Below are 24992 nucleotides of genomic sequence, written 5' to 3' on the forward strand. Positions count from 1 at the left end.
CCATCGCCACACAGGCCGCATTTCGCAGCATACGGTCAAAGATACACATTTATTCCGTTCCTTTCTATTTGAAGAAGAAATAAGAGACCGTAATGGCCGAAATGGCCCCTATCACATCGGCCAGCAGGGCATACCCCACGGCATAGCGGGTTTTGCGCACCCCTACGCTACCGAAGTATACGGCCAATATGTAGAAGGTGGTATCGGTCGAACCCTGTACGGTACAGGCCACCCGACCCACAAACGAATCGACTCCGTAGGTAGACATGGCATCGACCATCATGCCTCGCGAACCACTACCGCTCAACGACTTCATCAGCGCCGTAGGCAGCGCGCCCACAAACTCGGTATCGATGCCCAGCCACCCGAAGAAGGCGGCAAAGCCCTCGACGATATAATCCATGGCTCCCGAGGCCCGGAATATCCCGATGGCCACCAGGATAGCCACCAGGTAGGGAATAATCATCACCGCCGTCTTAAAGCCCTCTTTGGCCCCTTCGATAAAGGCGTCGTAGACGTTGATACGCTTCACCAGACCCGAGACGATAAAGACCACGATAATGGTAAACAGAATGCTGTTGGCAGCAAAAGCCGAGTAGGTAGAAATCTTATCTTCGGGCAACGACGAAAAGTAGTAGAAGACCCCACCCACAAAGGCGGTGAGCCCGAGCCCCCACAGCACGATTACCCGGTCGAATATATTGATACGCTGCTTGATACACAAGGCCAAAAGCCCTACAAAGGTAGCCATAAAGGTGGCGATGAGAATAGGCAGGAAAACGTCCGACGGATTGGCCGCCCCCATCTGAGCCCGATAGGTCATCACCCCGATGGGTATCAAGGTAAGCCCCGAGGCATTCAGCACCAGAAACATCAGCATCGCATCGGTGGCCGTGTCTTTTTTGGGGTTCAGTTCCTGCAACTCCTTCATCGCCTTCAACCCCAGCGGAGTAGCGGCATTGTCGAGTCCCAGCATATTGGCCGACACATTCATAAACATCGAACCCAAAGCCGGATGCCCCTTGGGTACCCCCGGAAACAGGCGGGTAAAGAGCGGACTAATCAGGCGCGACAGCACGGCCACCATACCACCCCGTTCGCCGATTTTCATCAAACCGAGCCACAAGGTGAGAACACCCGTCAACCCCAACGAAATATCGAAGGCGGTACGGGCCGAAGAAAACGAAGCATTCATTATGTCGGTCCAAATGGCCGTATTGCCATACACTACAGTCTGTACCACCGCCACCACAAAGGCAATGACAAAAAATGCAATCCAGATGTAATTAAGAACCATACGACTGTTTTTGAATGTTTTTCGTTTCTTGGGACAAAGATAGTGAAAGGTGAGCGCAGAATAAAATATCGAAACTTGTTTCAGATATTTTTTATGCCGAACCGTATCCTATCTTCTTCAAAGATAGTGAAAGCTGAGAGCAGAGGCAAATGGAAAACCAAGTTTTCAATATTTGACTTTGCCGAGCCGCATCCTGTTTTCTCAGAAAACAGTCATTTTAGAGAGTCGCACACTCGCTCGAGGCTTAAAAAGAGAGAGGGCAACAACAGGCCAGCCGACACCGTTCTATTTCGCGTTTTTTTCCGCACGTTCCAAAATGCACATATATTACTACAAATCAAACAATTATCTAATTTTTATCTTCTGGAGAATCGAATATTTTCTTTCTTTCGATTACCTATGCGTCATTTTTTCAGCCAGGAGCCTCTATTTTAACAATTTGAAATATTGTCATCGACAACTGTTTTAAAAAGCAACAAACCTCCGCAATCGACCAGTCGAAAAATTCACTACCTTTGTTCCAAACGACACATCACCATGCACACAGCTCAAGATATCGAGAAAGCCATCCGGGCAGCAGCCAATCCGGCAAAAGCAAAAGTTCTCTCGGGATTCTTCAAAACCGGAAAGGGAGAATATAGCGAAAACGATATTTTCATCGGGGTGCCCGTTCCTGTCACACGAAGTATCGCCAAGCAATACCTCGACACTCCACTTGCCGAACTCACCACTCTGCTGCATAGTCCTGTGCACGAGTTGCGCATGGCAGCTCTCCTCTGCATGGTCGAGCAGTTCAAGAAAGCCGACAAAGCCCAACGCACGGCCCTGTACAACACCTATCTGGCCCACACCGCTTGTATCAACAACTGGGACCTGGTAGACCTCTCGGCCTCGCAAATCGTAGGGGGCTATCTCGAACACCGCGACCATGCCCCGCTCTACCGTCTGGCTCAAAGCCCACAGCTTTGGGAACAGCGTATCGCCATCGTCGCCACCTGGCAATGGATTCGCCGCGGTCACCTCGACGATACCCTGGCTCTGGCCGACCTGCTGCTCCACCACGAGCACGACCTCATACGCAAAGCTACGGGTTGGATGTTGCGCGAGGTCGGCAAGAAAGACAAAGCCCGCCTGTGCCGATTCCTCGACACCCGTTACCGACAGATGCCGCGCACCATGCTACGCTATGCCATCGAGCGATTCACACCCGAGGAACGCAAACATTACATGCAAAAATAGAAATATGATTCAAAGTCTGCCCTCGCGACGCCACTGACGTTTGTACTTGTAAAGGCGTTGCAGCAGTTTGAGCGAACTGATATGCCAGTAGTAGCGCTTGAAATGCTCGTGACAGCAAGTCTCGATAAAATCCCAACTCCCCACCCGTTTCTTCATCAACATTCTGATAAAGCGAAACGACATCTTTATCTCTCTGAAATAGGCTACCAGCGAGTTGGGTTTCTTGAGGTAGAAGGGCAAACGGTCGGCCCATTTCTTGTGAAATTTGGCCGTATCGTCGAGCCAAGCCTGGTTGTACGAGCCCTCCGAAAAGTGTTCCAGCAATATATCGTTCGTCACATAGTTGGTATACTTCTGACCCACGGCCATCGAAATATCCAGATCGTACAGATGGAATCCGCGGAAGGTATCCTCGTCGAACCGAAACTCGGCCCACACATTCCGACGCATGAACAGACACATGCCATCGAGCACAATCACCGGCGAAGCCGACACCTTGTCGGGGTTGGTGATGAAATACTTGATCGATCCATCCTTGAAGTGCTGAATATAGTTGTAGCGCGTGTATTGCTTCAGCGAGCCCCACCCCGAACAGGTAGCCAATTTGGCCATCGAACCGGCAAAGCCCACGACCCCGGTCGTTGGTTTCTGCAGCAGCGACACGATGCGTTCGCCCCAGTTGGGTGTCCTGAAAAAAATATCCTCATGTGCAAAGCAGAGATACTCCCCTTTTGCCTTCTCGGCACAAAGGTTGTACACATGGGTAATGCTGTAACCCGTCTCCCGATTATCATAAAAGATAAACTCGCAGGGAAGACCTATCGTCATGAGCACATTCTCGCAAAACTTTTCCAGTTTCGCCGGGTCGACCGAACAAACTATCATGGAAATCATGCCAAACAATCCTCCTCTCGATTACAAAACCAAACCGTCTCGGCTCCTCGTCAGTAAAACACCTCAGCCGCGAAACCCATGAAAACAGACTCTCAACAGCCTAATTTTTCGGGTCTTTCTTTACAGGCACATTTATAAATATTATCTTTGTCAAAGATAAAGCAGCGATTTTTTTCTTACATATTATTTCGACCAATCGCCGTTTTATATCGAAAAAAATAACCAAGTCACCCCGAAATGGAACACATTCACCTGTTTTTCGCCTTGAACGACACCTACTGTCGGCACTGTTGCACGACAATAGTTTCCCTCCTGGAGAACAACCCCGACGACTTCTTCGACATCTACCTCCTCTCGGACTATATCTCGCCCGAGAACCGGCAGAAACTCTCGTCGCTCGGGCAACGATACAGCCACCACACGATACATTTCCACATCGTCGACGATACCGACTTCCGCAACTTCAACCTCAACATCGGGTACATCACCCTGCAAACCTACTACCGGTATGCCATCGCCGAGTGGTTTCCCCAACTCGACAAAGCCCTCTATCTCGACTGCGACCTGGTGGTAAACGGCCCGCTCAAAGCCTTGTGGCAGACCGATATAACCGACTATATCTGTGCCGGGGTCCCCGATTTGTGGATTGAGAACATCTACTACAAACCCGAGATAGGCATGTCGCTCGACGAGCTCTATATCAACGCCGGAGTACTCCTGCTCAACTTGAAAAAAATGAGAGCGGAACACACCGGCCTACTCTTGTCACAGGCTACGGCACAACCGCCCTACAAAATAAAATTCCAAGACCAGGACATCATCAATCTCGTGTGCCGGGGCAAAATCAAAGCACTGCCCGAGAAGTTCAACTTCACGACCGAAAACGCCTTCAAACACCCCGACCAACGGGCCGAAGCCACCATCATTCACTATACCGGCGAACGCAAGCCCTGGTGCGGCGAGGTCTGTGCCAACCCCTTGAAACACCTGTATTTCGACTATCTGAAAAAAACACCTTATAACGATACGCTAAAAAAAGACTCCATGTTGAAACGACTGACCCACCTCTTTTCCCGCAAACCGAAAGAGTCGTCTCGCCCCATACGCGTGGCCCTGCTCATCGACGAGTTTTTCGGCGGTGCCGGAACGGCATTCGGCGGATACGGTTTTCTGGCACGACACTATATAGCCAAATATATACCTTGCGACGATATACAAATCGACGTATTGCTACGGCTCGACTACCAGCGGAAAAAGAAAAAAGCGACCAAAACCCGGGTAGACAACGTCGACGTATATGTGCTGCCCGGACGGAAATATGCCGCTGCCTGGCTGAAGAGAAAGAACTACGACCTCTACTTCTCCATCGAGCTCACCAGCTCGTTCCTCAAATACGAACCCAACCCCAACAAGCGGCTGCTTTTGTGGGTACAAGACCCGAGGCCCTGGAAGGACTGGCTCGAAATACAAACCGTCAAACTTTTCCCCGAGTCGTGCTACTGGAACACCGAGGTCTACGAACTCGTACACCGCCTCTACACCGAGGGGCGTGTCACCTTCGTTACCCAGGGCCGGTTCCTCATCGAGAAGGCACGTTGCCTCTACCGACTCTCGCCCGAGACCCCCATCGCCTATCTGCCCAACCCGGTAGATATCGACCCACAATTCGACGTGAAGAATTTCCCCAAGAAAAACCACATCATCTTCATCGGCCGCATCGAGTCGGTAAAGCGAGGCTGGCTCTTCTGCGAGATAGCCAAACGCATGCCCGAGTACGAGTTCTACATGCTGGGGCAATCCTTCCGCGAAAAAGCACAGAACGACTCGGTCATGGCGCAATACCGGTCGGGAATCAAAAACCTGCATTTCACGGGACATGTCGAGGGAGAAGAAAAATTCAACTATATCAAAGAAGCCAAAATTCTTGTCAACACCTCCATACACGAAGCTCTGCCCGTGACCTTCCTCGAAGCACTCGCCTGCGGAACCCTGCTGGTGAGCTGCCAGAATCCCGAGGAGCTCACCGAGAAATTCGGGGTCTATACCGGCCCCGTGCTGGGCGACGGATTCGACAAAATCGACCTTTTCGTCGAGGCCATTCGCTCCCTCATGGAGAACGAAGAGAAGCGGCAGGCTCTCTCGATTGCCGGGTATGAATATGTAAAACAGGTACACAACGTGCCCGACTTCATACGCAACACCCGCGAACTTATCCGTCGCGAAGCCCGCAAATAAAAATCTCTTTGCCAACCCACGAGCCTATTGCCGTATAATCACTACTTTTACAAAAAAGAAAAAACGACAAGAGCATGACACCCCAAGTATCGGTCATCATTCCCGTTTACAACGTAGGCAAATACCTCGAAAAATGCCTCTCCTCGGTCGTGGAGCAAACCTTTACCGACCTGGAAATCGTTGTCGTCAACGACGGCAGTACCGACGACTCGCCCCAGATCATTGCCCGATTTGCCCGACAGGATTCACGCATCGTGGTCATCGACAAGTCGAACGAAGGGCTCGCCTATGCCCGCAAATCGGGTGTAGAGGCTGCCCGGGGCACCTATATCTACCACCTCGACGGCGACGATTACCTCGAACCCGATGCTATCGAGCTGATATATGCCCAAGCCCGGGAAACTGATGCCGACATGACTATAGCGCCTTTCGTAATCGACTATCCCGAGACCGGCCAGTCGCAGCACTCGCTCGTGCCGGGTCGCGAAAGCTACACCGGACTGGAATACTTCTCCGAAATTGCTTTCACCCGAGCCCATTGGTCGGTATTCAGCTACCTGCACAAGCGCAACCTGTATGACCATGTCACCTTTTGCAAAGGGCTAAGCTACGGCGAAGATGTTTACCTCACCACACAATTAACCTACTACTCCTCACGTATAGCTGTCATCAAAGGCAAGCCTCTCATGCACTATATCATACGGAATAGCTCCATCACCAACAGCAGGTTCAGCGAGCAAAAAGCCCGGGATATATTGCTCTATCCCGACCTGGTAAACGACTTTTTCAAAGATAAACCCGAATACAACTTGCTGCAAAAAGAGCTCGGGGCTATCCGCATACAGGCCTATAACACCCTGTTGAGCAAGCGATGGTTCAAAGATGCCCACCGGTTGAGCCGGGAGTCGCTCGCCATCTTGCGGCAGTACCCCGACCTCAAAAGCATACCCCAGATACGGGCCTTCCGCAAGCTCTTCACCCTCTATGCCCATAGCCCGATATTAGGAAGATTGTATGCCCAGTATTATATTTGCAAAAAGAAAATCAAGTAATGGCACCCCGAGTCTCTGTCGTCATTCCGGTTTACAACGTGGGCAAACAGCTCGAAACCTGTTTGCAGTCGGTTGTCGGTCAAACTTTTACCGACCTGGAAATCGTTGTTGTCAACGACGGCAGTACCGACGACTCGCCCCAGATTGTCGCCCGGTTTGCCCGACAAGACCCCCGCATCGTAATCATCGACCGACCCAACGAGGGAGTAGCCTATGCCCGCAAACACGGTGTGGAGGCTGCCCGGGGAGAATACATACAATATCTCGATGGCGACGACTTCCTCGAACCCGATGCCATCGAACTGCTCTACCGGAAAGCTGTCGACGAACAGGCCGATATGGTAGTACTCCCCTTTTGGCTCGAAAGTGAAAACCGCAAGAAAGCCTCCAACCCTACACCGGGAACCTACGATTCGGTATCGTTTTTCTACTCCCTGGCCTTTTGCCGCAACTATTGGGCCGTGTGGTCGTTCCTGCACAAGCGGTCGCTATACGCCGGGGTACATGTCGAAAAAGGATTGAGCTATGGCGAGGACGCCTATCTGGCCTCGCAACTGACCTACTTTGCCCGCAAAATCGTGGTACTCGAGTCACACCCGCTGTTGCACTATGTCATTCACAGCGGCTCGGCCACCCTGAGCGGGTTCTCCGAAAAAAAGGCTCGTGACATCGAACTGTATCCTCAACTGCAACGGCGTTTCTATGCCGACAAGCCTACCTATCGACAAGTAGAAAAAGCTCTTGCCAATGTCGAATTGGGAGCCATCGTCCTGTTGTTGAGCAAACGCTGGTTCGGCGAGGCCCGACGCCTGGCCCTGCGAGCCATGGAAATCGAGAAACAATTCCCGGGGCTGCTGCACCAGCGCCCCGCCCGCCATTATCGCAAACTGCTGAAAGCCTATGCCCGCAGCGAATTTTGGGGCAAGCTGATGGCTCGGTATTATCTCTTCACCCGGAAAATAAAATAGACACAAACCATGAAGATTCTCTTCTTTTCGCATGGAAAACGCGCCAACGGCGGCGCCGAACGCTGCTTGCTCGACCTCATCAAAGGAATAAAGCAAGCCCACGAGTCGTGGGAAATCTATGTGGTCTTCCCGGGACAAGACGAATTATGGGAAATGTCTCGTCCCTACCTGTCGGGGTATGCCTTCATACGACAACCCTGGTGGCTGGTTCGTCCCAAAAAGAACGGCTGGCGCAAGCGGCTTCTCTTCAACATACAGAAGCGTAATGCCATACGCCAAACCCGCAATTACCTCCGCACCGTCGCCCCCGACATAGCTATCACCAACACCCTGGCGACCCCCATCGGTGCCTGGGCAGCACGGGAAGAGAACATCACACACTATTGGTTCATACACGAAATTCCCCCGTTGGCACGCAATCTGGTCTACCTTTTCAACGAAGGGAAAAGCCTCAAACAAGTCGGTGCCCTGTCGCAGAAAATCATCGTCCCCTCCGATTTCGTAGGCGAATATTACAAAGCCCATTTCCCCGAAGCCGGGAAAATAGAGGTCGTGTACCAGTCGGTCGACATCGTGCCCCCCGCACGTCCCCGGGTCGACCAGCCCTTCACCATAGGCATGCTGGCCAATTTCGAGCCCAACAAGGGACAACATATCGCCATCGAGGCCTTTCGCGAGGTCGTGAAAGAGTACCCCGACACACACCTGCTGCTCATCGGCGGCAACCACAGCCGATATGCTCAGGAAATCAAGGAAAGCGTCATTGCCTACAAACTGGAATCGAATGTCTCGATTGTCGAGCACACCATTCACCCCCACGACTACCTCATACAGGCCGACGCCGCCCTGGTATGCTCGGGTTTTGAATGTTTCGGCCGGGTAATCGTTGAGGGACTCAAATGCGGGCTGCCCGTCGTTGTTCCCGACAAACCTTTCGGCCGGGAACTGATTCGGGAGGGATACAACGGTTTTCTCTACAACCGCGACGATGCCCATGACCTGGCCCGCAAAATCATCTTGCTACGCCGGCAAGACCTCTCTACCTTGAAACAGAATGCACTGGATTCGGTCGAGAACCGCTTCTCGGTCCATTCATTCGCCCAAGATTTTACTGCTATCATCAATCCTGCAAAGTCATGAACAAGCCCTCGGTAATCATCGTCATTCCCATCTACACAACACGATTATCCGACCTCGAACTGGCGGCTTTAGACCAGTGTTTCCGGGTGCTCGCCACACACGATATATGTTTCGTGAAACCCCAGTCGCTCGATTTGACACCCCTCGCCGACCGCTATCGGACCGACTACGTCGTCGACTTCCCCGATACCTGTTTCCTGGGCATCGCCGCCTACAACCGACTCATGATGTCGCCCGAGTTCTACGAGGCTTTCGAGCAGTGGGAATACATGCTCATCTATCAGCCCGATGCCTGGGTCTTCGCCGACAACCTCGACGACTGGTGTGCCCGCGGCTACGACTATATAGGGGCTCCCTGGATACCCAAACCCAAATACGGCCGGCTCTACTATCGCCTCTTCAATCGCCTGAAACGGGCTCTCAACCGGGTGTCGGGGGCTTCGGACTACAGCCAGCTCTACTATCGGGTGGGCAACGGCGGCCTGTCGTTGCGGCGCATCGCCCTCTTTGCCCGCACCGCTCGCGACATGGAACCGCAAGTAGCCCGTTATTTGAGCCATCCCGGGGTCGATTTCTACAACGAAGATATTTTCTGGAGTCTCGAAGCCAACCGCGACCAAGAGCGGCTGAAGATACCCCACTGGCAAGAGGCGCTCCAATTCTCGTTCGACAAGAACCCGGCCGTCTGCTACGAACTCAACGGCCACCGGTTGCCCTTCGGGTGTCACGGCTGGAGCAAAAAAAATATGTTGCCCTTTTGGGAACAACATATCCAAACACTTAGACACGGCTAATCGCACCGTCTCTAACCCTCCCCTCGCTTACAGGAAAGGAAGGTATCGCGATATTTTCTTCCGCATGTTCGACGAAGTCTGCACAAAACGTTCCTCGCCCGAAGCATTGTCGTCGAAACATTTCAGATACACGGCATTCATCTCGTCGGCCAACCGTTTCGGGTCGAACCGCACGACATACGCCTTGCCCTGCTCGATCATTTCGTGGCGCAGTTTCTCGTCGCTCATCACCCGCTTCATGGCATCGGTCATACCGGCCACATCGTCGGGACCTACATAAATCGAGTGAGGTCCGCCGGCCTCTTCGAGGCACGACCCCGTGGCGGCTATTACCGGCACACCGGCCGAGAGAGCCTCGACAATGGGAATGCCGAACCCTTCGAACCGCGACGGATAGACAAACGCCGTAGCCAGATGATACAGTACGGGCAGATCGCCGAACTTCAGATTATGAATAATGTGTACCCGATTGCTCAACCCATGAGCCTCGACATAGGCCTTCACCTTCTCGGCGTAAGGGGTGCATTTGCCCACGGCCACCAGATGCACATCGCCCAACCGCTCGATAGCCTTCACGGCCAGCAGCAGGTTTTTACGCTCCTCGATAGTGCCCACACTCAAGATAAAGTGGTCGGGCAGCCCGTAGGCCTGACGCACACGCTCCTTCTCACCGGCTGCTACCGGCTTGGCAAAAACAGGGTCGCAACCCTGATAAACCACATCGATCTTGTCGGGCGAGATGCCGTAAAACTTCACGATGTCGCGCTTGGTACACTCGCTCACCGCCACAATGCGGTTGGCCTTGCGGCACGCATACCTGAACTTGTAGTTATAGATTTTTCTATCCAACCAGTGATAATATTGGGGATAGCGCAGGAATATCAGATCGTGAATGGTCACCACACTGCGAATACCCGTGCGATGGAGCCCCATGGGAAGTTCGTTGCTCAATCCATGATACAGCTGTACACCGTCTTGCAGTAACCCCCGTTTGATAAAGAAGGTACGCCACAAGGCCTTGCAACTTTTCATCAAGAAAGTGCGGGGCAAAATCGAAGCCACATTCTTGTGCTTCAACAGGGAATCATACGAGGCATTCTTGCATCTTTTGGGTATATACATACGGTACTTGTGCTCGTTGCCGTACGTAGCCATCGTATCTACCATGAATCGGCTGTAATTGCCCAATCCGGTAAAATTGGCGTTAGCCCTTTTTGCATCGAATCCTATAATCATCCTTAAATCTCAATTTACGGTTTACATAAGAATAGATGTATTCTACACCTATTTTGCTGCATGCCTCTCAAAAAATTTTAGGTTTTTCTTCCATTTCTCGAACAGGCAAAATAAATTTCTCATTTTTAAAACATTATAGAGATACGTTTCCCCTATTGCCATTTCCTGTTTTTTTCATCTATCTCGACAAGCGACTTTGCCCGGCGACAACTATTCTACACAGAATCCGGGCACAAAGGTACATTTTGTTGCAATTATTTTTATCTTTGTGCAAATAAAAATACGGTATATCCCCCGTATTTCCCGCAAAAAGAAAGAGAGATGGTACACAAATTCGACTTTTTAGTCATCGGTTCCGGTATTGCCGGAATGAGTTTTGCCCTCAAAGTGGCTCACAAAGGAAAAGTAGCCCTCATTTGCAAAACCGAATTGGAAGAGGCCAACACCTATTTCGCTCAAGGAGGCGTAGCTTCGGTAACAAACACATTGGCCGACAACTTCGAAAAACATATCGAAGACACCATGATAGCCGGCGACTGGCTCAGCGACCGCGCCGCTGTCGAGAAGGTCGTGCGCGAGGCACCCTCACAAATCAAGGAGCTCATCAAATGGGGTGTAGACTTCGATAAAAACGAAAAAGGCGAATTCGACCTGCACCGCGAAGGCGGTCACTCCGAGTTCCGCATCCTCCATCACAAGGACAACACCGGTGCCGAAATCCAGGACAGCCTCATCAAGGCCGTCAGACAACACCCCAACATCACCATCTTTGAGAAACATTTCGCCATCGAAATCATCACCCAGCACCATCTGGGAGTTACCGTCACCCGACAGACGCCCGACATCGAGTGCTACGGTGCCTATGTACTCGACCTCAATACCGGCAAGGTAGAGACCTTCCTTTCCAAAGTGACCCTCATGGCCACCGGCGGCGTGGGTGCCATCTACCAAACCACCACCAACCCGCTCGTGGCTACCGGCGACGGAATCGCCATGGTATACCGGGCCAAAGGTACCGTCAAGGACATGGAGTTTATCCAGTTCCACCCCACGGCTCTCTACCATCCCGGCGACCGCCCCTCGTTCCTCATCACCGAGGCCATGCGCGGCTACGGTGCCGTGTTGCGTACGCTCGACGGTAAGGAGTTCATGCAGAAGTACGACCCGCGCCTGTCGCTGGCTCCCCGCGATATTGTGGCCCGGGCCATCGACAACGAGATGAAAAACCGGGGCGACGACCACGTCTACCTCGACGTCACTCACAAAGACCCCGAAGAGACCAAGAAACACTTCCCCAACATCTACGAGAAGTGCAAGAGCCTGGGCATCGACATCACCCGCGACTACATACCCGTAGCCCCGGCCGCCCACTACCTGTGCGGCGGTATCAAGGTCGACCTCGACGCCCGCTCGTCGATCAACCGCCTCTATGCCGTGGGCGAGTGCTCCTGCACCGGCCTGCACGGCGGTAACCGGCTGGCATCCAACTCGCTCATCGAGGCCGTAGTCTACGCCGATGCGGCTGCCAAACACAGCCTCAAGGTCATCGACAACTACTCCTACCAAGAGAATATCCCCGAGTGGAACGACGAGGGGACCGTAGAGCCCGAAGAGATGGTGCTCATCACCCAAAGTGTCAAGGAGGTGGGCCAGATCATGAGTACCTATGTAGGTATCGTCCGCTCCAACCTGCGCCTCAAACGGGCCTGGGACCGTCTCGACATCCTCTACGAAGAGACCGAAAGCCTCTTCAAGCGCAGCAAGGCTTCGAAAGAGATTTGCGAGCTGCGCAACATGATCAACACCGGTTATCTGGTGATGCGTCAGGCCATGGACCGCAAGGAGAGCCGAGGGTTGCACTACACCATCGACTACCCGCACCCCGACACCACACCGCACAAGTAACCGGTCGAAAACACGACTGTCGACCCACGCGTAGTACCGCATTGCTTATATCAACGGGGCTGTGTAGAAATGATTCGTTTTTCCCACAGCCCCTTGTTGTCGATAGCATGCACCATGCCGCCCGGGAAAAATAGAACTAAAAAACCAATATATTGTTATGAAAAATCGTATCATCCCCGTTGCCATAGCGACAATAGCGATGACAACCTTTTCAAATTGTAATCAAGTGAAGAAAATAGAACATCTGCCCTACCCCGAAACCGAGCGCGGCAACGTGACCGACAACTACTTCGGCACCGAGGTGGCCGACCCGTACCGCTGGCTCGAGGACGACCGCTCCGAAGCGACGGCCGCCTGGGTAAAAGCCGAAAACGAAGTGACCTTCGACTACCTGTCGAAGATTCCCTTCCGCCAGGCCATCAAAGAGCGACTGACCGAGCTGTGGAACTACCCCAAAGAGAGTGCCCCCACGAAAAAGGGCGACTGGCTTTACTTCTCGCGCAACGACGGTTTGCAAAATCAAGACATCATCTACCGGCAGGCCAACCCCGAAGCCGAAGCCGAGGTATTCCTCGACCCCAACCAACTCTCCGACGACGGAACGGTAGCCTTGGCTTCCACCTCGTTCTCGAAAGACGGCAAATACTTTGCCTTCGCTACGGCTGCATCGGGCTCGGACTGGGTCGAGATACACGTCATGGAGACCGAGGGTAAACGTCTGCTCGACGACTGCATCGAGTGGGCCAAATTCTCGGGAGCCACCTGGAGCCCCGACAGCAAAGGCTTCTATTACAGCCGATACGACGAACCCAAAGAGGGCGTGTTTACCTCCAAGAACGAATATCAAAAGGTCTATTATCACCAAGTAGGCACTCCCCAAAGCGCCGACCGCCTCGTCTATACCGACCCCCAGCATCCGCTGCGATACTTCTCGGCCTGGGAGAGCGACGACAGCCGCTGGGTATTCGTCCTTTCGTCCGAGGGTACATCGGGTAGCGAGATTCTCTACAAACGCAAGGGCGACTCCTCCTTCCAGGTTCTGCTCAAGGGCTTCGACTACGATTACAGCCCCGTCGAGTGCCAGGACGACCAGCTCTACGTCATGAGCAACGAAGGGGCCGAGAACTACCACCTCATCAAAATCGACCTCAACGACCCCACAAAACGCCAGGTAGTCATCGCCGAAAAGGAGAATCTGCTCGAGAGTGTCAGCTCGGCCGGTGGCTGCCTGATGGCCATCTACCTCGAGGATGCGCAAAACAAGGCCTATCAATACGGTCTGGACGGCAAGCTCATCCGCGAAATAGAACTGCCGGGTATAGGCACAGTCGAAGGCTTCAACGGCGAAAAGGAGGATACCGAACTCTACTACTCGATTACCACCTTCACGGCCCCGGCCACCATCTACTCGTTCAATCTCGAGAGCGGCAAGTCTACCCTCTACTTCCGTCCCGAAGTGGCCTTCAACCCCGACGACTTCACCACCGAACAGATATTCTTCACCAGCAAGGACGGCACACGCGTGCCCATGTTTGTCTCGCACAAGAAAGGGATGAAGCTCAACGGCAACAACCCCTGCTACCTCTACGGTTACGGCGGTTTCCAGATTAACCTCACCCCCTCTTTCAGCCCTTCGTCGATCATGTTCATGGAGCAGGGCGGCGTGTATGTCTTCGTCACGCTGCGCGGCGGACTCGAATATGGCGAGAAATGGCACCGGGCCGGCATGCTCGAGAACAAGCAGAACGTATTCGACGACTTCATCTCGGCAGCCCAATACCTGATAGACAACCGATACACCTCGTCGAAAAAACTGGCCATTGCCGGCGGCTCGAACGGCGGTCTGCTGGTAGGTGCCTGCGAGGTTCAGCGGCCCGACCTCTTTGCCGTGTGTCTGCCCAGCGTGGGCGTTATGGACATGCTCCGCTACCACAAGTTCACCATCGGTTGGGGTTGGGTAGTCGAGTATGGCTCGAGCGACAACCAGGAGCAGTTTGAATACCTCTACAAATATTCGCCGCTGCACAACATCAAGAAGGGCGAGAAGTACCCCGCCACCCTCATCACCACGGCCGACCACGACGACCGGGTAGTGCCGGCCCACTCGTTCAAGTTTGCGGCTCAGATGCAATATGCCCAGTCGGGCAACGCCCCCATACTCATACGCATCGAAACCAACGCCGGGCACGGTGCCGGCAAGCCTACCTCGAAACGTATCGACGAGGCTACCGACTGCTACGCCTTCCTGTTCCAGAATACAAATACTCCCTATATTCCTGTCAATCAGAAGAAATAAAGCAGATATTCCCTCCTGAGAAAAGAGTTCGCCCCCGGTTGGGGACGAACTCTTTTTCATTTCCACACACCCCCGAAACAAATTTATAGCCAACTCTACCCCTACTTTCCCGAACCATTTCTCTCCCCGGTTGTTCTTACCATACAAAAAGCAATCTGCCATGATGAAATCGATTCAAGGAACCCAGACCGAACAGAACCTGCTCAAAGCCTTTGCCGGCGAGTCGCAGGCCCGTAACCGCTACACCCTCTTTGCCCGGAAGGCGCAGGAGGAAGGATATGAACAAATCAGAGCCGTCTTTGCCGAAACGGCCGAACAGGAGCTGGCCCACGCCACCCGCTTCTTCAATTTCCTGCAAGGGGGCATGGTCTCCATCACCGCCGAGTATCCGGCCGGACGCGTAGGCACCACGGCCGAAAATCTGCTCGAGGCTGCCGAAGGTGAACGCCTCGAATGGAGCGACCTCTACAACAACTTCGGACAGGTAGCTGCCGACGAAGGATTCAAGGATGTGGCCACGGCCTTCAAGATGGTCGCCCAGGTCGAGAACTTCCACGAGTGGCGCTACCGCAAACTGCTCGAACGGCTCCACGACGACACCCTCTTCAAACGCGAGACTCCTATTCGCTGGCAATGCCGCAACTGCGGCTACATCTACGAAGGTACCGTGGCCCCCGCCCGATGCCCGGCCTGTCTCGAACCGCGCGCCTTCTTCGAGCCCGCCCGCGAAAACTATTGAACAAAACTATCTATCTTTTCATACGACCCAGCCCGTGGTTTGCGACTCCCCGTCGCCGCCACGGGTCTCTTTTTTGTAGCCCCTCAAGCCGTTACCCGAGTCCCCCTCGCCTACGGCTTCATGGCCGAGCGGGCGAGCAACTTGTGCCCGATGCGGCAATAGAGACACTTGTGTGCCTGGCAATATTCGTTGTTCAGCTGTATCACGGCCTGGCTCTCGAGCGCACTGTTGACCCCCACCCCCATTGAGGCGAAACGGCGCACAATCGAGTTCTTCTCGGGACGCAACGACTCGAGCAACGCCAGGGCCCGGTCGGTCATCGCCTCGTTACCGGTCGATACCCCACAGGCATAGAGCAGCGGGGCCACGGCGTTGATGAGCACGATGTCGATCGCACTCTCGCCCAGCACCGCACTCGACTCGGGCGAGGCATGCCCGAAGAGGTAGTGTGTAGTCCAATAACCCGACAGCTCGACCTTGAAGATAGCCCGCAGCGCCTCGTCGCTGTCGGCCTCGCAGATGCGCGAAAAGAGGTTGAATCCCCGGTGTATATACTGGGCCAGCATGGCAATGCGCCGGTGGGGAAAGTTGGCCGGCCGCAGCCTGAAGAACTTCCAGCTGTCGGGATTGATGGGCGTGAGCCCGAACTTGTTTCGCAAAAAGGCATACTCGCCCGTCAACCGTGTATAGTAGTCGTCGCCCGCATGCTCCCCCTCTACCAACAGTCCCGCCTGCCCGAAGAGGAAGGCCTCGACCTGTGCCAGCGAGTCGGCATGCTTCTGCATGAAACGCAGCGGCAGACTGCGGGCCAACCGCTCGAAGGCGTCGCCGTTGATGCCGAATCCCAGGCTGCGCGACACCGCCACATAGCACACCTCTTCCCAACTGCCCCGATAGAGCTCGAGCCAGTCGTGCAGACGCTGCGCCTTGGCCTGTAACCGCTCCACGGCCAGCGACGAAATCCAGTCGGCCAGCAGCACCGGGTCGAAATCGCCGATGTACCGGGCACACGACTGGCTGGGCGAATGGGTCACCAGCGATTCGTAATCGGCCCGGAACGTGGGCGAACACGACAGCACCAGCGTGGGAATCTCCTCACCGTCGGTGCGGTAGACCGGGGTATCGGCCACCTCGACCACATGCAGCACCACCGAGTCGTAGGCCGGGTCGAGGTGATGGTTGTGCCGCCGCCAGTCCGAAGCCCGCCGGTGAATTTCCACGTTACCGGCCCAGACGTAACCGTCTATCCCGATTTTGGCATTGAAAAAATCGGGGCCCGAGTCGGTATTCAACCGCCCCACGTCGATTACCCGCACCTTGCGGCCGTCGACCGTCGTCAGTCGCGACGGGTCGAAGAGCCGGTGCTGCCACACATATTGCATGAGTTTTTCCATACGAGCAAGCTGTTTGCGTGTTTTTCATCTTTTCCGTCCATTCCCCTACCCGGGAAAAAGGGAGAAAACGACAGAGATAACTCCCGAAAACGGTGTTTTTATTCGCCTCGGCGCTCACCATTCTCTATCTTTTACTATCTTTGTCTCTGCATATATGCAAATTAAATGAACCTTATTGAATAAACCGGTATAAACCGAGATGTTTTGTAACAGAAGTTCGATATGAAAATAGCGCTTATTGGATACGGAAAAATGGGACATGCCATCGAAGAGATAGCTCTGTCTCGCGGACACGAAATTGTGTGTCGCATCGATAAAGACAACCAGGACGATTTTGATTCACCCCAGTTCAAGAGTGCCGACGTGGCCATCGAGTTCACCGCTCCCACCGTGGCACTGGGCAACTACCGCCGGGCCTTTGCCGCCGGTGTTCCCGTGGTATCGGGTACGACGGGCTGGCTCGAGCATCTGCCCGAAGTGAAAGAGGCCTGCGAGAAGGGTCAGACCTTTTTCTACGCCTCCAACTTCAGCCTGGGCGTGAACATCTTCTTTGCCGTGAACAAATACCTGGCCGGCATCATGAACCACTTCCCGCAATACGAAGTGAGCCTCGAAGAGATTCACCACGTGCACAAGCTCGACCACCCCAGCGGCACCGCCATCACGCTGGCCGAAGATATTATCGGCCAACTCGACTCGAAGCATTCGTGGACCGAGGCCCAGCCTGCCCCGGCCGACGCCATTCCCGTCGTAGCCCGTCGCGAAGGCGAGGTGCCCGGCACCCATATCATCACCTACGACAGCGAGGTCGATACCATCCGCATCTCTCACGAGGCCAAGAGCCGCAAAGGATTTGCCCTGGGAGCCGTCGTTGCCGCCGAGTTTACGGTGGGCAAGAAAGGTTTCCTCACCATGCAAGACCTCTTCTCGTTCCTCAAATAATCCCCTGTCATGGATCAAAACACCGCTTCGAAATACAGCCTCGCCGAACGGCTGAAACGGGTCAAAAAGACCCGCTGGATACGATTCTCGATCGTAGCCCTCATCTACATCGGCTGGACCATCTGGCTCAACAACTACTACGTGCTGTTCGGCCTCCTGCTCCTCATCGACATCTACCTCACCCAGTATATCCCCTGGGGCTGGTGGAAGACGAGCAAAAACCGCGCCGTGCGCACCGTCATGGAGTGGGTCGATGCCATTGTCTACGCCCTGGTGCTGGTCTACTTCATCTTCATCTTCATCTTCCAGAACTACCAGATACCCTCCTCGTCGCTCGAGAAGTCGATGCTGGTGGGCGACTATCTGCTGGTGAGCAAGATGAGCTACGGTCCGCGGGTACCCAACACCCCGCTACACTTCCCCTTGGCCCAGCACACCCTGCCCATACTCAATACGAAATCGTATATCGAGTGGCCCCAGTGGGACTACCACCGGCTCAAGGGTTTCGGTAAGGTAGAGCGCAACGACATCGTGGTCTTCAACTTCCCGGCCGGCGATACCGTGGCTACCAAACAGCCCAACCCCGACTACTACACCCTCTGTTTCTACGACGGACGCGAAGCGGTGAACCGCAACAAGGCACTCTATGGCGACATCATCTACCGTCCCGTAGACCGTCGCGAGAACTATGTGAAGCGCTGCGTGGGATTGCCCGGCGATACCTTCAGCATCGTGAAGAACGACATCTACATCGACGGCGTCAAGCAGCCGCGCCCCAAACACATGCAGCTCAACTACCTGGTGAAAACCAACGGCCGCTACCTGGCCAACAGCGATTTCGAGAAGTGGGGCATCAGTGTCGACGACCGCATCCCCCTCGACATCTCGAGTGAAAACGCCCGCAAAAACCTGGCCAGTTGGGGCATCACCCCCAACCCCGACGGCAGCATGAACCCCGTCTATGAACTCCCCCTCACGCAGGCCATGATTGCCCAGATGCGCAAGGACCCCTCTATCGAGCAGATAGTCGAAGAACCCGGATTCCTGGGCGGACAGACCTACCCGCTGGTGACCTCGAACACCTGGACCCGCTCGGACTACGGCCCCGTGTGGATTCCCAAGAAGGGAGCCACCCTCAAGCTCACCCTCGAAAACCTGCCCATCTACGAGCGACCCATCACCGCCTACGAGCACAACGACCTGCAAGTGAAGGATGGCAAAATCTATATCAACGGGCAGGAGACCGACTCCTACACCTTCAAGATGGACTACTACATGATGCTGGGCGACAACCGCGACAAGTCGGCCGACAGCCGCTACTGGGGCTTCGTACCCGAAGACCACATCGTGGGCAAACCCATGTTTGTATTCCTCTCGCTCGACAAGGACAAAGGACTCTTCGACGGTAAGATTCGCTTCAACCGCATGTTCCGGTCGGTCGACAGCCTGGTCAACTAACAGATGATGAAACGAGAGACTATACGCACGATTCTGGTCACGGTAATTGTCATTATCGCGATTGTATGGTCTGTCCGCTTTTTCGTGGTCGAACCCTACCGCGTACCGCCCGGCCAGATGGAGAACAGCCTCTTGCCGGGTGACCGCCTGTGGGTCGACAAGTGGTCGTTCCGCTGGGGCCATCGCACCCCTGCGCGCCGCGACCTGCTGGTCTTCACACTGCCCTCGCTACACCAGCCGCAGAGTGCCAGTGACGAGGTGGCCATGGCCCGCTGCATAGGTCTGCCCGGCGACACCATTCGCAGCACCGGCAACCTCCTGTTTATCAACCGTAAGGCGGTAGCCCAACCCCCGCTCATTCTCGAGGCTTACCTCTCGCCCGACTCGATGCGCAACGACGTGAACCGCACCTTGCGCCAAAACAAGGCGCAATTTGTCGAGCAGGGAAAGGTGGGCAGTGACCGGCTGCTCTTCCTCTCGCGCTACGACTACGACAAGGTACGCAAGCAGCTTGCGCCCGATTCGCTGCTCTATCCCGTATTCCTCAACCGCGACAGCTACGAAATCACACTCCCCCGAAAAGGGAAAAACATACGAGTCACCCCGCAGAATGCCGAGATGCTGGCCTACCTCCTCACCCAATACGAAAACTGTCCCGTGACCTGTCGAGAGGGCAAAATCTACCACGGCGACCGGATTGTCACCCAGTGCCGGCTCTCGCAAGACTACTATTGGGTCATCGGCGACAACCGCGCCGGCATGGCCGACTCGCGCACCTTCGGCCCCCTGCCCCACTCCCTGCTCATGGGCAAAGGGCTGTGGATAGGCTACTCGCGCGACCCCGAAAAGCCCTTCTGGCAATCGTTCCGTACCGACCGTTTCTTCACCCGACCGCTATGACCACCGCCTACCTCTCTACCGCCTACTTTGCCCCGGTGTCGTACTACATGGCCCTGCTTGCCTACGACCGCATCGTGATTGAACAGTGGTGCAACTACACCAAGCAGACCTACCGCAACCGATGCCACATAGCCGGTGCCAACGGTATGCTGTCGCTCTCGGTGCCGGTAGTCAAGCCCGATACCCTCAAGTGCCCCACCCGCGACATCCGCATCTCCGACCACGGGGAGTGGCGTCACCTGCACTGGAACGCCATCGCCTCGGCCTACGGCTCGTCGCCCTTCTTCGAGTATTACCAGGACGATATTCGCCCCTTCTTCGAGAAGCGATACACCTTTCTGCTCGACTTCAACGAAGCCATCCGACAGACCCTCTGCGAACTCATCGGCTTGGAACCGCACGTTGAATACACCGACCAGTATGCCCAACCCGCCCCTGGCGAAGCAGACCTGCGCGAAGCCATACACCCCAAACGAAATATTGCCGAGACTATCCCCTCGATGCACCTCAAACCCTACTACCAGGTGTTTGCCCCCAAATATGGTTTCCTGCCCGACCTGAGCATACTCGACCTCTTGATGAATATGGGACCCGAGTCGATTCTTATCCTCAAAGAATCATAAGAATTGCCCCTTTAAGAGTTCTTTATCGGCTATATTTCTTATCTTTGCTCCCAAATACAAAATAGGCTGCTCTCCAGTGCGATATTCTTGTGCGAACCTCAATCTGCCGACAGCGCTATCTTGGCTCCATCAAATAGTTAACATTGTACATGAGCAGCTATAAATATGCCGAAAATCTGAAAGAGACGGTCAAGAAACTGTCCGATTTCCTTTCGCTCGAAGAGTTGCACCACCAGAGTTGCAAGGGAGAGATGCTCCCCTCGGGACAACAACTGCAAGAAATCATCGCGCTCTGTCGCTCGCTCATCTTCCCCGGTTTCTACGGTTCGCCCGATGTGAGCGACAAAAACCTGCTCTACCACACCGGAATCAACACCGAAAAACTGTTCGACCTGCTGGTGAGTCAAATCTCGGCCGGACTCCTGTTTGTGACCGACGACCCCCTTATCCATTACGACCCGAAACAACTCGAAGGGGTAGCCGAACAGAAGGCGGTCAACTTCATATCCTATCTGCCCGAGATGCGGCGCATACTCTCGACCGACGTCACCGCCATGTACAACGGCGACCCGGCCGCACAGAGCAAGGCCGAGGTCATCCTCTGCTACCCGGCCATACGGGCCATCGCCAACTATCGCATCGCCCACAAACTGCTCGAACTGGGAGTCCCCCTCATACCCCGCATCATCACCGAGATGGCTCACTCCGAGACGGGTATCGACATACACCCCGCCGCCACCATAGGCGAATACTTTGCCATCGACCACGGCACGGGTGTCGTCATCGGAGCCACCTCGATTATCGGCAACCGGGTGAAACTCTACCAGGGTGTCACGCTGGGTGCCCGCAGCTTCCCGCTCGACGAGAACAACAATCCCATCAAGGGAATCGCCCGCCACCCCATCATCGAAGACGATGTAATCATCTACTCCAACGCCACCATTCTGGGCCGAATCACCATCGGCAAGGGGGCTGTCATAGGCGGTAACATCTGGGTGACCGAGAATGTGGCCCCCGGCGAACGCCTCGTACAGGCCAAAGCAAAACAGTAAAAAACCAAACAATATACACGCGTCGTGAATACCGAAAAATTTGAAATCGTAGCAAAAACTTTCCAGGGGCTCGAAGATGTCCTGGCCGAAGAGATCAGACAGCTCGGCGGCGAAAACGTGGAAACGGGCCGGAGAATGGTCTCTTTCACAGGAGACAAAACCCTGCTCTACAAAGCCAATCTGGCCTGCCGCACGGCTCTGAGAATACTCAAACCCATCTATAAGTTCGAAGCCTCGGACCCCGACGAAGTCTACGAAAAGATGAAGGCTTTCCCCTGGGAGACACTGCTCTCGCCCGAGACCACCTTCTCGATCGACTCCGTCACCAACTCCGACAGTTTCAGACACTCCAAATTCGTCACCTACCGCGCCAAAGATGCCATTGCCGACTACTTCATGGAGAAGAACGGCAAACGCCCCTCGGTACGCCTCAACGGGGCCGAGGTGGTGCTCAACCTGCACATCTCGCACATGAGCTGCACCCTCTCGCTCGACAGTTCGGGCGAGTCGCTCCACAAGCGTGGTTACCGCGTGGGACAAACCGAGGCTCCCATCAACGAGGTACTGGCTGCCGGCATGATTCTCAAGACCGGTTGGCACGGCGAGAAAGACCTCATCGACCCCATGTGCGGCTCGGGTACCATCCTCATCGAAGCCGCCCTCATCGCCACCAACACCTATCCCGGCATCTTCCGCAAGAACTTCGCCTTTGAGCGGTGGAAAGATTTCGACGAAGAACTCTTCGAATCGCTCTACAACGACGACAGCCACGAACGCGAATTTACCCACCGCATATACGGCAGCGACATCTCGCCGCGGGCCATCGACATCGCTACCCAAAACATAAAAAGTGCCGGCGTAGCCAAATACATCGACCTCAAAATCATGTCTATACAACGGTACGAAACAGCCCCGTCGCCCGAGGGAATCCTCATCACCAACCCGCCCTACGGCGAGCGCATCTCGTCGAGCGACCTGCTGGGTCTCTACGAGTCGATAGGCAACCGGCTGAAACATGTATTCAAGGGGTACGATGCCTGGATTATCAGCTACCACAAAGAGTGTTTCGACCGCATCGGTCTGAAACCTTCGGTGAAGATAGAGCTGATGAACGGGGCCCTCGAATGCGAATACCGCAAATACGAGATTTTCGACGGCCGCTACAAGGAGTTCAAAGGCGAAGGTCACAACCTCGACAAGCGCCACGACTCGCCCCGCCGCTCGGGGCCGCGCGACCAGTCGACCTTCGGCCGGCGAAAGAGCTACGGCCACCGCGACGAACGCCCCGAACGAAGCGAACGATTTGAACGCGGTGAGCGAGGCGAACGTCCGGAACGTCCCTTCCGCCCGGCACGCCCCCAAGGGAAACCCTTCGAGCATCGCGACCGCGACCGGTTCAAACCCGAAGGCGAACGACCCAAGCGGCTGCACGGCGACGAGGCTTTCCAGAAATTCGTCACCTTCAAGCGCCCCTCGATCAAACCCAACGACGAGGATACGAAACCTCGCACCGACGAAACCGACACCTCAAAATAAACCCTAAATAACGACTATCATGAACATATTGCTCTTAGGTTCGGGCGGCCGCGAATGCGCCTTGGCCTGGAAACTGAAACAGAGTCCCAAAACCGACCGCCTCTTCATCGCTCCCGGTAATGCCGGGACCGCCGCTATCGGCACCAACGTAGAAATATCGGCCACCGACTTCGACGCCCTCGGCCGTTTTGCCGTGGAAAACCACATCGATATGGTGGTGGTAGGCCCCGAAGACCCGTTGGTAAAAGGTATATACGACTATTTCGTCGCACACGACGAACTGAAACATATCCCCGTCATCGGCCCGTCGAAAGAGGGTGCCCGCCTCGAGGGCAGCAAGGAGTTTGCCAAGGGCTTCATGATGCGCCACCACATCCCTACCGCCCGCTATCAGAGCTTCACGAGCGAAAACATCGAAGCTGCATACGCTTTCCTCGAGACGCTCAAGGCCCCCTACGTACTCAAGGCCGACGGTCTGGCAGCCGGTAAGGGCGTGCTCATCATCGACAACCTGCAAGAGGCCAAGGAGGAACTGAAACAGATGCTCGACGGGATGTTTGGCAGTGCCAGCAAAACCGTGGTTATCGAAGAGTTTCTCTCGGGTATCGAGTGCTCGGTATTCGTACTCACCGACGGCAACGACTACCGCATACTGCCCGTAGCCAAAGACTACAAACGCATAGGCGAAGGCGATACCGGCCTCAACACCGGCGGTATGGGTGCCGTTTCGCCCGTACCTTTTGCCAATGCCGACTTTATGAAAAAGGTCGAAGAGCGCATCGTGAAACCCACCATCGAGGGGCTGAAAGAGGAGAAAATCACCTACAAGGGTTTCATCTTCCTGGGCCTCATCAACGTAGGCGGCGAACCCATGGTCATCGAGTACAACGTGCGTATGGGCGACCCCGAAACCGAAGTGGTGATGCTGCGCATCCAGTCCGACCTGGTAGACCTGCTCGAAGGGGTGGCTCAGGGCAATCTGTGCGACCGGGAGCTCGTCGAGGATCCTCGCTGTGCCGTTACTGTCATGCTGGTATCGGGCGGCTATCCCGGACACTACGAGAAAGGCAAGGAGATTACGGGTCTCGACCGGGTGACCGACAGTATCCCCTTCCATGCCGGTACAGCCTTCAAAGAGGGCAAGATTGTAACCAACGGCGGACGTGTCATCGCCCTCAGCTCTTACGGGGCTACCAAGGAGGAGGCTCTCGCCAACTCGTTCAAGAGTGCCCAAGCGGTCTCCTTCGAAGGGAAATATTTCCGTTCCGACATAGGAGCAGACCTCTGAAATC

The 24992-nt window shown here is 54.7% G+C and carries 20 protein-coding genes; 16 read left to right on the plus strand and 4 right to left on the minus strand.

Annotated elements, in window-relative coordinates:
- Window positions 1-64: 64 nt before the first annotated feature.
- Window positions 65-1297, minus strand: a complete 1233-nt coding sequence (locus tag B5F38_RS03155) for a spore maturation protein (RefSeq protein WP_087407876.1) — start codon at window positions 1295-1297, stop codon at window positions 65-67.
- Between the two features lie 537 nt (window positions 1298-1834).
- Here B5F38_RS03155 and B5F38_RS03165 point away from each other — a divergent pair.
- Window positions 1835-2536: a DNA alkylation repair protein gene (locus B5F38_RS03165; RefSeq protein ID WP_087407878.1), complete on the plus strand. Its 702-nt coding sequence runs from the start codon at window positions 1835-1837 to the stop codon at window positions 2534-2536.
- Between the two features lie 9 nt (window positions 2537-2545).
- On the opposite strand, the gene B5F38_RS03170 is transcribed toward B5F38_RS03165, so the two are convergent.
- A complete protein-coding gene (locus tag B5F38_RS03170; RefSeq protein WP_087407879.1) occupies window positions 2546-3430 on the minus strand; it encodes a glycosyltransferase in 885 nt (294 codons plus the stop codon).
- A 237-nt stretch (window positions 3431-3667) separates the two neighbouring features.
- On the opposite strand from B5F38_RS03170, the gene B5F38_RS03175 reads away from it, so the two are divergent.
- The 5 genes from B5F38_RS03175 to B5F38_RS03195 all read left to right on the plus strand — a co-directional run bounded on the left by B5F38_RS03175 (window position 3668) and on the right by B5F38_RS03195 (window position 9619).
- Window positions 3668-5665 (plus strand): glycosyltransferase, encoded by a 1998-nt coding sequence (locus tag B5F38_RS03175; RefSeq protein ID WP_087407880.1) that lies wholly within the window; start codon window positions 3668-3670, stop codon window positions 5663-5665.
- Between the two features lie 74 nt (window positions 5666-5739).
- Complete coding sequence (locus tag B5F38_RS03180; protein WP_087407881.1) at window positions 5740-6717, plus strand: glycosyltransferase family 2 protein; 978 nt, start codon at window positions 5740-5742, stop codon at window positions 6715-6717.
- Window positions 6717-7685 carry a glycosyltransferase family 2 protein gene (locus B5F38_RS03185; protein ID WP_087407882.1) on the plus strand — a complete coding sequence of 323 codons (969 nt, stop codon included), beginning with the start codon at window positions 6717-6719 and terminating at the stop codon, window positions 7683-7685. The genes B5F38_RS03180 and B5F38_RS03185 overlap by 1 nt, the downstream gene beginning before the upstream one ends.
- A 9-nt stretch (window positions 7686-7694) precedes the next feature.
- The gene (locus B5F38_RS03190; RefSeq protein WP_087407883.1) at window positions 7695-8825 is read left to right on the plus strand and encodes a glycosyltransferase family 4 protein; all 1131 of its coding nucleotides are present in this window, start codon (window positions 7695-7697) and stop codon (window positions 8823-8825) included.
- Window positions 8822-9619 (plus strand): DUF5672 family protein, encoded by a 798-nt coding sequence (locus B5F38_RS03195; protein WP_087407884.1) that lies wholly within the window; start codon window positions 8822-8824, stop codon window positions 9617-9619. Before B5F38_RS03190 ends, B5F38_RS03195 begins: the two co-directional genes overlap by 4 nt.
- Before the next feature lie 27 nt (window positions 9620-9646).
- Here B5F38_RS03195 and B5F38_RS03200 read toward each other — a convergent pair whose 3' ends face one another.
- The gene (locus B5F38_RS03200) at window positions 9647-10855 is read right to left on the minus strand and encodes a glycosyltransferase family 1 protein (protein ID WP_087407885.1); all 1209 of its coding nucleotides are present in this window, start codon (window positions 10853-10855) and stop codon (window positions 9647-9649) included.
- Window positions 10856-11176: 321 nt separating this feature from the next.
- Between B5F38_RS03200 and nadB the strand changes: the two genes are divergently transcribed.
- From nadB to rbr, 3 genes are all read left to right on the plus strand, one after another.
- A complete protein-coding gene (nadB, locus tag B5F38_RS03205) occupies window positions 11177-12760 on the plus strand; it encodes an L-aspartate oxidase (RefSeq protein WP_087407886.1) in 1584 nt (527 codons plus the stop codon).
- Window positions 12761-12917: 157 nt separating this feature from the next.
- Window positions 12918-15056 carry a prolyl oligopeptidase family serine peptidase gene (locus B5F38_RS03210; RefSeq protein WP_087407887.1) on the plus strand — a complete coding sequence of 713 codons (2139 nt, stop codon included), beginning with the start codon at window positions 12918-12920 and terminating at the stop codon, window positions 15054-15056.
- A gap of 160 nt (window positions 15057-15216) precedes the next feature.
- A complete protein-coding gene (gene rbr / locus B5F38_RS03215; RefSeq protein ID WP_087407888.1) occupies window positions 15217-15795 on the plus strand; it encodes a rubrerythrin in 579 nt (192 codons plus the stop codon).
- A gap of 110 nt (window positions 15796-15905) precedes the next feature.
- Here the strand turns inward: rbr and B5F38_RS03220 are convergent, their stop codons facing one another.
- The gene (locus tag B5F38_RS03220) at window positions 15906-17189 is read right to left on the minus strand and encodes a DUF2851 family protein (protein WP_087407889.1); all 1284 of its coding nucleotides are present in this window, start codon (window positions 17187-17189) and stop codon (window positions 15906-15908) included.
- A 222-nt stretch (window positions 17190-17411) separates the two neighbouring features.
- Between B5F38_RS03220 and B5F38_RS03225 the strand changes: the two genes are divergently transcribed.
- The 7 genes from B5F38_RS03225 to purD all read left to right on the plus strand — a co-directional run bounded on the left by B5F38_RS03225 (window position 17412) and on the right by purD (window position 24988).
- Window positions 17412-18131 (plus strand): dihydrodipicolinate reductase C-terminal domain-containing protein, encoded by a 720-nt coding sequence (locus B5F38_RS03225; RefSeq protein ID WP_087407890.1) that lies wholly within the window; start codon window positions 17412-17414, stop codon window positions 18129-18131.
- A 51-nt stretch (window positions 18132-18182) separates the two neighbouring features.
- Window positions 18183-19589 carry a S26 family signal peptidase gene (locus tag B5F38_RS03230; protein ID WP_087408042.1) on the plus strand — a complete coding sequence of 469 codons (1407 nt, stop codon included), beginning with the start codon at window positions 18183-18185 and terminating at the stop codon, window positions 19587-19589.
- Window positions 19590-19595: 6 nt separating this feature from the next.
- Window positions 19596-20489: a signal peptidase I gene (gene lepB, locus B5F38_RS03235; protein ID WP_158096833.1), complete on the plus strand. Its 894-nt coding sequence runs from the start codon at window positions 19596-19598 to the stop codon at window positions 20487-20489.
- Entirely contained in the window at window positions 20486-21112 is a 627-nt protein-coding gene (locus B5F38_RS03240) for a WbqC family protein (RefSeq protein WP_087407892.1), read from the plus strand. Before lepB ends, B5F38_RS03240 begins: the two co-directional genes overlap by 4 nt.
- Window positions 21113-21261: 149 nt before the next feature.
- Window positions 21262-22164 carry a serine O-acetyltransferase EpsC gene (gene epsC, locus B5F38_RS03245; RefSeq protein ID WP_087407893.1) on the plus strand — a complete coding sequence of 301 codons (903 nt, stop codon included), beginning with the start codon at window positions 21262-21264 and terminating at the stop codon, window positions 22162-22164.
- Between the two features lie 24 nt (window positions 22165-22188).
- A complete protein-coding gene (locus tag B5F38_RS03250; protein WP_087407894.1) occupies window positions 22189-23700 on the plus strand; it encodes a THUMP domain-containing protein in 1512 nt (503 codons plus the stop codon).
- A gap of 19 nt (window positions 23701-23719) precedes the next feature.
- Window positions 23720-24988 (plus strand): phosphoribosylamine--glycine ligase, encoded by a 1269-nt coding sequence (gene purD, locus B5F38_RS03255; RefSeq protein WP_087407895.1) that lies wholly within the window; start codon window positions 23720-23722, stop codon window positions 24986-24988.
- Window positions 24989-24992 lie beyond the last annotated feature (4 nt).

It is taken from the genome of Barnesiella sp. An22 (genome assembly GCF_002159975.1).
GTDB lineage: Bacteria > Bacteroidota > Bacteroidia > Bacteroidales > Barnesiellaceae > Barnesiella > Barnesiella merdigallinarum.